Source organism: Rhizobium sp. KNZ2-6A (assembly GCF_056755475.1).
In genome coordinates this window covers 201390-213208 of sequence record NZ_JBNDIC010000002.1, presented here as the reverse complement: position 1 = coordinate 213208, position 11819 = coordinate 201390, and the positions used below count along the sequence as shown (strand labels likewise).

13 protein-coding genes are annotated in these 11819 nt (G+C 61.0%); 5 read left to right on the top strand and 8 right to left on the bottom strand.

Translation table 11 applies throughout. From position 1 onward, the window contains the following. Window positions 1-143: 143 nt before the first annotated feature. Window positions 144-626 (bottom strand): ProQ/FINO family protein, encoded by a 483-nt coding sequence (locus ACPYOP_RS02505; protein ID WP_481408806.1) that lies wholly within the window; start codon window positions 624-626, stop codon window positions 144-146. An 841-nt stretch (window positions 627-1467) separates the two neighbouring features. Here ACPYOP_RS02505 and ACPYOP_RS02500 point away from each other — a divergent pair. The 3 genes from ACPYOP_RS02500 to ACPYOP_RS02490 all read left to right on the top strand — a co-directional run bounded on the left by ACPYOP_RS02500 (window position 1468) and on the right by ACPYOP_RS02490 (window position 3503). Beyond that, on the top strand, window positions 1468-1605 hold the full coding sequence (locus ACPYOP_RS02500; protein ID WP_481408805.1) for a hypothetical protein: 138 nt from the start codon (window positions 1468-1470) through the stop codon (window positions 1603-1605). Between the two features lie 113 nt (window positions 1606-1718). Further along, window positions 1719-2420 carry a GntR family transcriptional regulator gene (locus ACPYOP_RS02495; protein ID WP_481408804.1) on the top strand — a complete coding sequence of 234 codons (702 nt, stop codon included), beginning with the start codon at window positions 1719-1721 and terminating at the stop codon, window positions 2418-2420. A 120-nt stretch (window positions 2421-2540) separates the two neighbouring features. Next, a complete protein-coding gene (locus tag ACPYOP_RS02490) occupies window positions 2541-3503 on the top strand; it encodes a dihydrodipicolinate synthase family protein (protein WP_481408803.1) in 963 nt (320 codons plus the stop codon). A 99-nt stretch (window positions 3504-3602) separates the two neighbouring features. Here the strand turns inward: ACPYOP_RS02490 and ACPYOP_RS02485 are convergent, their stop codons facing one another. Further along, window positions 3603-4640: an Ldh family oxidoreductase gene (locus tag ACPYOP_RS02485; protein ID WP_481408802.1), complete on the bottom strand. Its 1038-nt coding sequence runs from the start codon at window positions 4638-4640 to the stop codon at window positions 3603-3605. 178 nt (window positions 4641-4818) lie between these two features. On the opposite strand from ACPYOP_RS02485, the gene ACPYOP_RS02480 reads away from it, so the two are divergent. Together ACPYOP_RS02480 and ACPYOP_RS02475 are read left to right on the top strand one after the other, a co-directional pair. Then, on the top strand, window positions 4819-5097 hold the full coding sequence (locus ACPYOP_RS02480; RefSeq protein ID WP_481408801.1) for a hypothetical protein: 279 nt from the start codon (window positions 4819-4821) through the stop codon (window positions 5095-5097). Then, window positions 5097-6338 carry an NAD(P)/FAD-dependent oxidoreductase gene (locus ACPYOP_RS02475; protein ID WP_481408800.1) on the top strand — a complete coding sequence of 414 codons (1242 nt, stop codon included), beginning with the start codon at window positions 5097-5099 and terminating at the stop codon, window positions 6336-6338. The genes ACPYOP_RS02480 and ACPYOP_RS02475 overlap by 1 nt, the downstream gene beginning before the upstream one ends. Window positions 6339-6461: 123 nt before the next feature. On the opposite strand, the gene ACPYOP_RS02470 is transcribed toward ACPYOP_RS02475, so the two are convergent. The 6 genes from ACPYOP_RS02470 to ACPYOP_RS02445 all read right to left on the bottom strand — a co-directional run bounded on the left by ACPYOP_RS02470 (window position 6462) and on the right by ACPYOP_RS02445 (window position 11789). Next, window positions 6462-6830, bottom strand: coding sequence for an NIPSNAP family protein (locus ACPYOP_RS02470; protein ID WP_481408799.1), 369 nt, complete (start codon window positions 6828-6830; stop codon window positions 6462-6464). A gap of 143 nt (window positions 6831-6973) precedes the next feature. Beyond that, window positions 6974-7735 (bottom strand): SDR family NAD(P)-dependent oxidoreductase, encoded by a 762-nt coding sequence (locus tag ACPYOP_RS02465; RefSeq protein WP_481408798.1) that lies wholly within the window; start codon window positions 7733-7735, stop codon window positions 6974-6976. A 13-nt stretch (window positions 7736-7748) separates the two neighbouring features. Then, window positions 7749-8561 (bottom strand): ABC transporter permease, encoded by an 813-nt coding sequence (locus ACPYOP_RS02460; RefSeq protein WP_481408797.1) that lies wholly within the window; start codon window positions 8559-8561, stop codon window positions 7749-7751. Continuing rightward, entirely contained in the window at window positions 8561-9427 is an 867-nt protein-coding gene (locus ACPYOP_RS02455) for an ABC transporter permease (RefSeq protein WP_481408796.1), read from the bottom strand. The genes ACPYOP_RS02460 and ACPYOP_RS02455 overlap by 1 nt, the downstream gene beginning before the upstream one ends. Before the next feature lie 84 nt (window positions 9428-9511). Then, a complete protein-coding gene (locus ACPYOP_RS02450; protein ID WP_481408795.1) occupies window positions 9512-10675 on the bottom strand; it encodes a polyamine ABC transporter substrate-binding protein in 1164 nt (387 codons plus the stop codon). A 22-nt stretch (window positions 10676-10697) separates the two neighbouring features. Then, window positions 10698-11789, bottom strand: coding sequence for an ABC transporter ATP-binding protein (locus ACPYOP_RS02445; RefSeq protein ID WP_481408794.1), 1092 nt, complete (start codon window positions 11787-11789; stop codon window positions 10698-10700). Between the last annotated feature and the right edge of the window lie 30 nt (window positions 11790-11819).

The following is an 11819-nucleotide window of genomic DNA, read 5'->3' as shown; positions in this document are numbered from 1 at the left end:
GTCCGCGGACTACGCCGGTCGATGGACAAGTTCCGGCGCTCAGCGGCATCCAGGTGGATGGCATTAGAAGCGAGCGGTGCCGTGGTAAATTTACGAGGAAGTAACGGGAGGCCGTCGAGGATGCGGTGGCCCCGCCCGGGGCATCAGCGCGCGAGATCCGAGCGCTTGCTGCGGCCGAGAAGGGATGCCCGAATTAGTTCGGCCTTGCTCAATGCCGGCGGTGGCGGGCTTGGTTCCTCATGATGAGGGCTTGTCTTGGTCTGCGTCTGGCGAAGCGTGATCAGGCGCTGCTGTGCCGCAAGCCTGTCTTCGTCCGATAGCGGTTCGACGGGGTTGCCGGCGAGATCGTGTCGCATCGAGCCCGGCTGCGCGCAGGCCTGGTAATATCGCTTGGAATGAAGAAATGCGCTGGTGGCGCGGCGAAGTGACATGACCGGCACGTCGGGCTTCAGCAGGGGGCGGATTTCATTCCAAAGGCCGAGGGCGAAAGGACGGATTGGGTCGCCGGCTTTGATGGGCAGAATGTCGATAGGGCGAAGCAGGAGCGCATTGATCGCGGCCGCCTTTTTGACATCGAGCTCGGTCGCAATGATCGGCTCGCGATCGGTCGTCCAGGGTTCTTCCATGAAATCGTTCCTCTGCGTGCAAATCCATTACGGATTGATTGTGAAGTGATTTTGACGAGACGGCAAAGAAATCCGCCTGCGTCTTCTCGCCTCATGCCAAGCTGTCGACCATATATGAGGTGGCGTCTCCCACAGCAAGTTTGGTTAACGGGATTTTTATGACTGGGAGGATAGCTTGCGTCGAGCCGCGAAAAGTACCGGGTACGCGGCGCACCTCTCTCCTAAATCAGTAATCCATGAGAACCGAGCTCCGCTTGAGAGGGGTTGGTCCTTGTCTTTCGCTCCCTCTTTATATGGCGACCGGCCTACGAGAGGAATGGGGCGATGTCGTCGGCTGGCCACGTACGCTCGATCGCTTACGGAAGGCTCCTTCGCCACTCCATCCTCTCCTCATCCGAGGTGCATCCTCGGGCAACTCCACCGACTTCAGGGGCGCCGTCTCTCGGAGCCGCATCGGCCAACGCGCAGACCATCGCCTGATCGGCGGGCAGGGCGCTGGCGGCTTCTTTAGCTACAGCGGCGTCCAGGGTCCGAAGTCAAGCCAGCATGAAGTCATGCGAGACGCACGCACAGGATCAGGCCACTTTTATGCCAGGCGCCGTCGTTACGCGGGAGCAATATCGAAAAACTGGAGATAACGACAATGGATGGCTTGGCGGCGAGTCAGCGTCGCGATACATATGGCGGCGCTGCCAGCGAAATATCCATGCGCGCTACGATGAGAGCCGCAGCCAAGCATGCCTGAATGGCGGAAGCAAAGCTTGATATAGCTTCAATTAAGTGAAGCATTAACCATGATCTCAAGCTATTGCTCGGTTCGATATTTGGATGCCTGGGCGCCGTGCTCCACAACGAACTTGAGCGGATTGGCTACGGCGGTTCGCATAATCTCGGTTTCCTGAAGCCGCAGGCTCCCGTTTTCCTCGAAAACGAGAAGGGCTGCCACGCCGCCATCGCTCGCAGACGGCTTCGCGCCTAAGGCTAGCCATTAGCTGTATCTCTTTCATCTTCGGGCGGTACGGCCCGGAAGGTCCGTTGATTTACCTGGCATGCCCCTTTATTTCTCACGCAGAAAGAAGAGGTCAGCCAGCCATGGATAATGAAACGAGCCTCCGAAACGAGCGCAAGCGCGGCTCCGGCGTGAAGGTGGTCTATGATATCCTGCGGGACGAGATTCTGGACCTAGAGCTGCCGCCCGGCAGCCCCATCGACGAGGTGCAGCTTTCCGAACGTTTCGGCATGTCGCGCACGCCGATCCGCGAAGCGCTGGTGCGGCTTGCGGGCGAGGGGCTGATCGATACGCTGCCCAACCGCTCGACCATGGTGTCGCAGATCGATTTCCTCAACATGCATAACTATTTCGATGCGCTCGTGCTCATGTATCGAGTGACGACGCAGCTTGCGGCGAAATATCATCGGCCAGAGGATCTGGAAGCCGTGCGCGCGCTTCAGGCGGATTTCGCCGCCGCCGTCGAGGCCCAGGATGCGCTCGCCATGATCTCCACCAACGCCGCGCTGCATCTCGCAATCGCCGAGTCCGGCCGCAATCCCTATTTCACCAGCCTTTTCTCGCGTCTGTTGAACGAGGGCCGGCGCATCCTTCGCCTCTACTATCAATCCTACAATGACCGCCTGCCGCGCCGCTTCGTCGAGGAGCATCACGAAATCATTGACGCCGTCGCGGCACGCGACGTCGAGCTTGCCGAGCGTCTGGCGCGCGAACACGCGGAACAGATCGTCACCCAGATCCAGAAATTGCTGGTGCGCGGAGACCGCCTCGATGTGCAGATCTAGTCTGCATATTTCTTGTCGACAAAATAAATACAAAGATATATTAATGCTGCAAAGACGGTGAGGCGCGGCGGCGGATGCGGCCGGTTGCCGATCCATCCGCAAGCCCAAGAGGATAGACAGATGGTATCAAGCATTTTCTCCGGCGTGATCCCCGCTTTGATGACGCCGTGCAAGGCCGATCGCAGTCCCGATTTCGATGCGCTTGTGCGCAAGGGCAAGCAATTGATCGCCGAGGGCATGTCGGCGGTCGTCTATTGCGGCTCGATGGGTGATTGGCCGCTTCTCAGCGATGCACAACGCATGGAAGGCGTCGAGCGGCTGGCCAAGGCGGGCGTGCCTGTTATCGTCGGCACCGGCGCCATCAATACGGCATCGGCCGTCGCACATGCCGCTCATGCGCAGAAGGTCGGCGCCAAAGGGCTGATGGTGATCCCCCGCGTGCTGTCGCGCGGTTCGGTGATCGCTGCCCAGAAGGCGCATTTCAAGGCGATCCTGTCGGCAGCGCCCGATCTTCCGGCCGTCATCTACAACAGCCCCTACTATGGTTTTGCAACGCGCGCCGACCTCTTCTTCGCACTGCGCGCCGAGCATGCCAATCTCGTCGGCTTCAAGGAATTCGGTGGGTCGGCCGACATGCGCTACGCCGCGGAAAACATCACCAGCCGTGACGATGATGTGTCGCTGATGATCGGCGTCGACACGGCTGTCTTCCATGGCTTCGTCAATTGCGGCGCGACCGGCGCCATTACCGGCATCGGCAACGTCCTGCCGAAGGAAGTCATTCATCTCTGCAACCTCGCCCAGGCTGCAGCCAAGGGTGATGTCGATGCGCGTCAGCGCGCGCTTGAGCTCGAGCAGGCGCTCGCCGTCCTATCGTCCTTCGACGAAGGTCCGGATCTGGTTCTCTTCTTCAAGCATATGATGGTGCTGAAGGGCGATAAGGAATATGAGCTGCATTTCAACGAAAGCGACGTCTTGAACGACAGCCAGCGCGGCTATGTCGAGGCACAGTTCAAGCTGTTCAACACTTGGTACGCCGAGTGGAACAAGCTTCCGGGCGCCGTGGAAAAATACAAGGCCTGAGACGGCTGCCGTCACGATTTACGTTCAAAATGTCAGAGGCCCCGGTGAGGGGCCTCTTTTGCTGTCTTACGTTGGCCTTCAATTACGTTTCGATGTCGCTCAAGTTACGGCGTCGAGGCCAAGCTCCTGCAGGCGGTCGAGCTGGCGGATTTCCTCCGCGGTCAGTGGGATGCCGTCCTTTTCCGCACGGGCGCGGGCGGCGAAGCGACGCTGCGAGGGCAGGCGCGCGCCTTGGCCGACGATCGCCTCGAACAGTACTTCGGCACGGGCAAGCGGATTTCCGGGCCGGCCGGCCGCGAAAGCCTCCGGCGAGAAGGCGACGATGAGTTCGCCGTGCCGGGGAGCAAAAGCCGTCGAACCGAGATAATCGAGCGCTTCGCGGCTGGTGAAATCGCCGATCATGACACCGGCCAGAAGCTCGATCATCGTGCCGATCGCCGAACCCTTGTGGCCTCCGAACGGCAACATTGCGCCAGCCAGCGCAGCCTCCGGATCCGTGGTCGGTTGGCCGTCAGTGTTGATCGCCCAGCCCTCCGGCAGCTGCTTGCCAGCGCGTCGGTGCAGTTCGATCTCACCGCGTGCGGCGACCGAAGTCGCGAAGTCGAAGACGTAAGGCGGATTGTCCAGGCGCGGCCAGCCGAAGGCGAAGGGGTTCGTTCCGAGGAGCGGCGCCGTACCGCCGGCGGGCGCCACCGTGGAATAGCTCGGGCACATGGCGAAGGCGGCGAGGCCCCGATTCGTCAGAGCTTCCACTTCCGGCCACAGGGCGGCGAAATGCGTGCAGTCGTTGATGGCGAGTGCGGCAATGCCGAAGCGGCGAGCCTGCTCGGCAAGCACCGGCATGCCGAGCTCGAAGGCGGCATTGGAAAAGCCGCTCTTGGCGTCCACCCGGACGATGGCGGAGTGGTCGTTCTGTTCCAGCACCGGCACGACATCCGGCCGCGCCTTGCCGGCTTTCACCGCGCGCAACACGCCTTCGATGCGGTAGACGCCGTGGGATTTGCAGGCATCTCGCTCACCGGCGACGATGACCCGCGCGATCGCGCCGGCCTGCTGCGCGTTGAAGCCGGCCTTCGAAAGGATTGCCACAACGCGGCTTTGCAGCGCATCCGGCGTCAGGGTGGTCACGTCGGTCAATTTTGGTTCTCCCATGTTATGCTCGCTTGCATCATAGACTTGGAAATTATAAATACAAAAAGAATACAAAAAATCGACAGACGAACCTGTCGCGGCGGCGGCAGGTTGGTGTTTCAGCTGAGGAAGGCCAGTGGATTTATCGTCACCTGCAGATACCAGGCTGCCGCAAGCCGAAGAAATGACAGTAAAGCAGATCCATGCCGGCATTGCCGAGGTGTTCTCGATCCATCCGGCAAGAGTGCTTGCCATGTCTCCGGAACATATGTTGTTTGCCAAAGCGATATCCGCGCTTGATCCAAGCCGGGAGGATGGGGTGACCATGATCTGCGTGACGCGTGAAATGGCCTTTGCCCGCAATGTCTCGGATCGCGCCGCCTATTTCCATCAGGACGTAGTGGTCGAGATTGGTAAGCCGGAGCATTCTGAAGCACAGAAACCTCTCGCGAGCGTCCATTGATGGCGAAACCCGACGTTATCGTCATCGGAGCCGGCGTGATCGGCCTTTCCGCCGCGATTGCGGCCCAGTCGCGGGGCCTTTCCGTCGTGGTCGTGGACCGTGAGGGACCGGCCGCCGGTGCTTCCGCCGGGAATGCCGGCGCCTTTGCCTTCACGGATATCCTGCCGCTTGCTTCACCCGGCATTTTGAAGAAGGCGCCGAAATGGCTTCTTGATCCGCTCGGGCCGCTGTCGGTGCCGCCAGCCTATGCGCTGCAGATTGCGCCCTGGATGTTCCGGTTCTGGCGCGCCTGCCAGCCATCGCGCGTCGCCCATTCCACGGCAGCGCAGACAAGCCTGATGGATCTTTCCAAGGCAGAGCTTGAGCGTTTCCTTGCCGCGACCGATACGCTCGCGATGTTGCGTAAGGAGGGCAACCTCCAGGTCTATGAAAGCGAGGCGGAATTCCGCGCTTCGCTGCCAGGCTGGGAGGTGTGCCGCAATCACGGTATCGAATTCCAGCATCTGAAAGCCGACGAGATGGCGGCGATCCAGCCAGGGCTGGCAGCGCGTTTCATCCTCGGCACCTTCACGCCCGGCTGGTACTCTATCGCCGATCCCAAGCTCTATACGCTGGCGCTGGCCGCGCATTTTCGCAGCCGTGGCGGCATTGTCGAGATGGCGGAGGTTTCGGCGCTCCGCCCTATCAACGGCGGCGTCGAAGTGGTGGCGACGGATGGAAAGCTGCGTCAGGCCGGCAAGGTCGTTCTGGCGGCGGGCGCCTTCTCGCACTGGATAGCCAGCACACTTGGCGAGCATATCCCGCTCGAAACCGAACGCGGCTATAACACGACGCTTCCGGCCGATGCTTTCGACCTGCGCACGCAGATAACCTTCGGCGGCCATGGCTTTGTCGTCAGCAAGCTCTCGACCGGTATCCGCGTCGGGGGTGCGGTGGAGCTGGGCGGGCTGGCGCTGCCGCCGAATTTCCGCCGGTCCGAAGCCATGCTGCAGAAGGCTCGCACCTTCCTTTCCGGTCTTAAACCAGAGGGTGGCGTGCAGTGGATGGGTTTCCGGCCGTCGCTGCCCGATAGCCTGCCCGCCATCGGCCGCGCCAAGGCGACACGGAACGTGATCTATGCCTTCGGCCATGGCCACCTCGGCCTGACCCAGTCGGCGGGCACGGCACGCCTCGTCGCCGACCTTTTGACGGAACGGACGTCGGCGATCGATCTCACGCCTTTCTCGCCGCAGCGCTTCTGAGGCAACAGACACGCCGATGCGGTTTTTCGCATCGGCGCCCATGACCCACTCGCGCGCGGCGTGCCAGTCGCCGTTGCTCCATCTCTCGCTAAGCGAAGTTGACGGTTGAATTTCCTGAGCCGATTAGTCGGCTCGTGGGATCGGCTGCAGGAAAAAGCGCTCGTAGCTGGCAAACGGCGGATTCTCTTTGAAACGCGCGTTCGCGGCAATGCCATCCGGGTCTTTTGCAACCTGTTCACGGTACTGCAGATAGGTCGTTTCATCCGGAAAGGTGAATAGTGCGATCGCCATGTCGCCGGCTCCGTTCTCGCCAACGCCGGGAAAGCTTATTCCACTCTCGGCCGGCTTGTCGCGGGGTATGAAATAGCCATGGTGTTTTCCCCCATAGCGCTCGATGAGCTCGATCCAAATCCGAGCGTAAGCTTCGAACTCCGAAATCCGGTTTTGATCGACGCGGTAGCGAACTTCGCAGGTGACGGGGCTTTTGGGCACGCCGGATTCATCCCTTTATATCGCAGGCAGACGCGAGGATTCCTGCGTTTGATTGGCCGCAATATCTTATGCCATGGCCAATCTTTCCGGAACAGGCCGCCCGCAACTGCTGCTTCCGCCGGAAGCGGTTGATGATTACGTGGCTAGACGACCGTTTCACCGCCATCGACGACGAGGATCTGTCCGGTCATGTAGGAGGATCGGTCGGAAACGAGAAAGAGGATCGGGTCGGCGATTTCCGAAACATCGGCCCATCGTCCGAGAGGGACCTTTTCGGCGATATAGTCTTCGATGGCGCTGCGGCCGCCCATCTGCGCAATGAACGGCGCGTTGAAGGGCGTATCGACCCAGCCCGGGCAAAGCGCATTGACCCGGATACCGAAGCGGGCATAGTCCCCCGCCATCTGCCGGGTCATGGCGATGACCGCATGCTTGGAGGTGGTATAGGCGATCATCTCGCGATCATAGAGCACGCCTGACGATGACGAGGTGTTGAGGATGACGCCCTTGCCGGCTTTCTTCATGATCGGCATGACGAAGCGCGAGGCCATGAAATGCGCCCGAACATTCAGGTTCCAAGACGTGTCGAAACCAGAAACCGCGACCTCTTCCAAATTGCCCGCCACCTGGGCGCCAGCGTGATTGTGGAGAATATCGATGCGGCCATGCCGCGCTGCGATCTCTGCGATGCCGGCCTCGAGCGCCTGGTCATCCATGACGTCGACAACAAGACTTTCTGCGTTGTCGCCGGCCTCGGCAATCTGGCTCACGGTTTCCTCGGCGTTTGCCAAGTCGATATCGGCGACGATCACATGCGCGCCTTCGCGCGCCATGATCAGCGCGCCGGCGCGGCCGATGCCGGAGCCGGCTCCGGTGACGATTGCGACCCGATCCTTGAGTATCATGATTTTTCCCTGGTCAGTTTGTCGTTGTCTTTTCGCGCATCAGGAAACGCGCGATGAGGATGAGGAAGAGCGATGCGATCAGCACCATGGTCGCGATCGCATTGATCTCCGGCGTGACGCCGCGACGGATCGAGGCGAAAACATAGATCGGTAGCGTCGTGTTCGATCCCGCGACGAAGAAGGCGATAATGAAATCGTCGAAGGAAAAGGTGAAGGCGAGCAGGAAGCCGGCGAGGATCGACGGCATGATCTGCGGAAGCACGATCTGCCGGAAGGTAGTCAGCGGCGTGGCATAGAGATCGCTGGAGGCTTCGACGATATCGCGCCCGAGGCTGGCGATGCGCGCCTTCACGATCATCGTCACCAGTGCCATGGTGAAGAGGCCGTGCGCCGCGATGATCGAGCCGTAACCGAGCGCGAATTTCGGCGGTTGATCGCTGGGCCAGACGGCTGCGATCAGCGGATTGATGATGCCGAAGACCTCGACGAGTGCGACTAGCGTCGCAATGCCGATGACGACGCCCGGCACGACGATCGCTGCCGCGAAGAGCCCGTCGAAGACGGCGCGGGTGCGAGGGCCGAGCCGCTCCAGTCCGATCGCGGCCATCGTGCCGAAGATCGCCGCCAGCGCTGCGCTGGTAAACGCGATGATGAGGCTATTGCGCAGCGCTTCCATCAAGAAGGTGTTCGACAGCGCCCGCCCATACCATTGCGTCGAAAAGCCGGTGAACTCGCTCGCATTGCGTCCCGCATTGAAGGAGAACAGGACGACGAGCGCGATCGGCGTATAGAGGAACAGATAGACGAAAGTGACGAGCGCGCGCATCAGACGAGATCCACCTGACGAGTGCCGGCAACGCGCCAGGCGATGCGCATGGCAACGAGCAGCACGATGACGACGACGGCAACGAGCGTCACGGCAATCGCCGATCCGAACGGCCAGTTGCGCGATTGCAGGAAGAGATCGACGAGCGCATTGCCGATGAAGAAGACCTTGCCGCCGCCGAGCAATTGCGGGATCAGATATTCCCCGAGCAGCAGGATCGTCACCAGCGCCACGCCAGTCATGACGCCGGGCAAGGATAGCGGCAGCGTAATGCCGAAAAAGGTCGAGACGGGCTTGGCGCCGAGATCGGCGGATGCCTCCAGCAGCCGGCGGTCGAGCTTTTCAAGGCTGACATAGATCGGCATGATCATCAGCGGCAGATAGCCGTAGACGATGCCGAGCAGTACCGCGCCTGGCGTGTTGATAAGCCGGACATTCTCGATGCCGAAGAATTCGAGCAGATGTGGGATTCCGCGCGCGCCGAGCAGGTACATCCAGGCATAGGTGCGCACCAGCAGGCTGGTCCAGAAGGGAACGACGACGAGCGAAACGAGCAGCAGCCGGCGCTGCGGACTAGCCTTGACGGCGAGATAGTAGGCGACCGGATAGGCAACGAGCAGGCAGGCGGCAGCACCAATCGGGGCCAGGATCAGCGTATTGATGAAGGCTGCCGAGCGCGAGCCGAGGTTGGCGAATTGAGCGAAGGTGAAGGCTGCCTGATAGCCACCCTCCGGCGCGCGTTCGCCAAAGGCAAAGACGATGATGGCGATGAAGGGCAGCACCAGGAAGACGAACAGCCAGACGCTTGCCGGGCCGATAAGGGCAGCGGTGACGAGGCGCCGTTTGGTGGCAGGGGTGAGGGGCATCGAAAGGTTCTTTATCCGCCGGTTCTAAGCGCGAGGCCGGCCCCTCGCCGTCAGGACGACGGGGCCGGAGTTGGGCAAGGGCGATCAGGCTGACTTGAAGCGTGCCATCAGTTCGGCGCGGCTCGGATCGGTGAGTGTGACGGCGGCGCCGAATTCCAGCGGCGTCAGCGCGGCCTCGTCCGGATAGACGATCTTGTTTGTGGTGATCTCCTTCGGCAGCATCGTGATGACGCGGCTGTCGGTGGTCGGCGCGCCGTTGGCGATGTGTTCCTTCACCGCATTCTTCGGGTCCATGAGATAGTTGAGAAGCGCATAGCCGGCCGCTTTGTTCGGCGCATCCTTCGGGATCGCATAATAGTCGGTCCAGATCTCGCCGCCGTCCTTGCCGAGCACATAGTCAAGCTCGGGCATGTCGCGGTTCAGCTGCGCGCCGTCATTGGTCCAGCACATCGTCAGCCAGGCGTCGGTCGAGCGCATGGACGGCTGATAGTCGGAATTGATGGCGAAGAGATGCGGCTTGACCTTGATCAGCAGCTCTTCGGCCTTGGCGAGCTCTTCCGGCTTGATCGAATTGAAATCGTAGCCGAGGGAAACAAGCGCGCTGCCGATGGTCGTCAGCTGATAGTCGTGCACCATGGCGCGGCCATCGGCCTCCGTCTGCGCGACCTCGAAGAAATCCTTCCAGCTTGAAAGCTTGGTCTTGATCTTGGTGGTATTCACCGAAAAGCCGGTCGTGCCCCAGTTCTTCGGCACGGCATAAGTTTTTCCGTCGATCTGGCCTTCTTTGGTGAAGCGTGGGCTTTCCGTCGCCTGGCTGAAGTTCGGGATCTTCGAAAGATCGAGTTCCTCGATGAGGCCGAGCTTGTGATGGGTCGAGATCGTGTAGTTGGTCGGCACGAACAGCGACCAGCCGGAGGCGCCGGCCTGGAGCTTTGCGAGCATTTCCTCGTTCGAGCCGAAGACATTGACCTCGACGGCGACGCCGGTTGCCGCCTTGAAGTTCTCGAAAGTCGCGGGATCGTGATAGTTCGGCCAGGTCGCGATCGACATCTGCGTGCCGAGTTCGCCGGCGGCATAGGCGGGCGTCGAAAGCGCGCCCGGGACGCGCGACAGGACGGCCGTCGCGAGGCCGAGGCCGGTGATGTTCAGGAAGTGACGACGGCTGATGGAGCCGCGCTTCAGGCGCATGAATTCATCCATGAAGCCTTCGGCTGAAATCGGAAGATTGTCCTTGTAATCCTTGCTCATGATGCTGTTCCCTTGTTTTGGCTTATGCATTCGATGCTGGAAAGACATGTAAGGCTTTAGGGTCGAAGCCGAGGAAGACCTCTTCGCCCGGACCGACAAGATCGCTTTCGTTCATGCTGCGGCGATTCGACGTAATCAAGAAATCGCCGAGACCTGGAACGGTGACCGCATATTCGGTTGATGAGCCCAGGAAAATGCGATGCGTCACAGTGCCCTTGAAGGACATGCCTGAAACAGCCATGTCGCGGCTGAGATGGATCGCCTCAGGGCGCAGTGCCGCAATCGCCGCTCCCGGTGCGAGCCGCTTGCCGGCTGGCAGTGCCGAACCGTCCGCGAGGCGAAGCGTTTCGCCATCGGCCTCCATCGTCGCCTCGATGCGGTTGGTCTTGCCGACGAAATCGGCGACGAAAAGGTCGGTGGGCTGGTCATAGACTTCCTGAGGCGTCCCGAGCTGGCGGATGCGGCCGGCGCTCATCACGCAGACGATATCGGCCATCGACAGCGCCTCTTCCTGGTCATGAGTGACGAGAACGAAGGTAATGCCGAGTTCGCGCTGTAGCGTCTGAAGTTCGATCTGCATGGCCGAACGCAGCTTCTTGTCGAGTGCTGCCAGCGGCTCGTCGAGCAGGAGGACGGAGGGACGGTTGACGATGGCGCGCGCCAGCGCGACGCGCTGCTGCTGCCCGCCGGACATTTCATGGATGCGGCGTTTCGCAAAGCCGCCGAGGCGAACCATCTCGAGCGCTTCGGCAACGCGCCTATCAATCTCGGCAGTGCCGACCTTCGGGCGCATCTGCTTCAGCCCGTAGGCGACGTTCTGCGCGACATTGAAATGCGGAAACAGCGCATAGTGCTGGAACACCATGTTGACCGGACGCCGGTAGGCAGGCACGCCGTTCATCTCGCGCCCGTCGATCAGCACCGTGCCTTCGCTCGGCTGTTCGAAGCCGCCGATCATGCGCAGGCACGTCGTCTTGCCGCAGCCGGAAGGTCCGAGAAGCGCCAGAAATGCGCCCTTGGGCACATTGAGGTTGATGTCCGTTACGGCGGTCACGGCGCCATAGTTCTTCGTGACCGAACGGAATTCGATATCGTTCGTTGAAGCGGATGCCACGTCTGTTCCCTGCGGTTGGTCGGCAGTCTT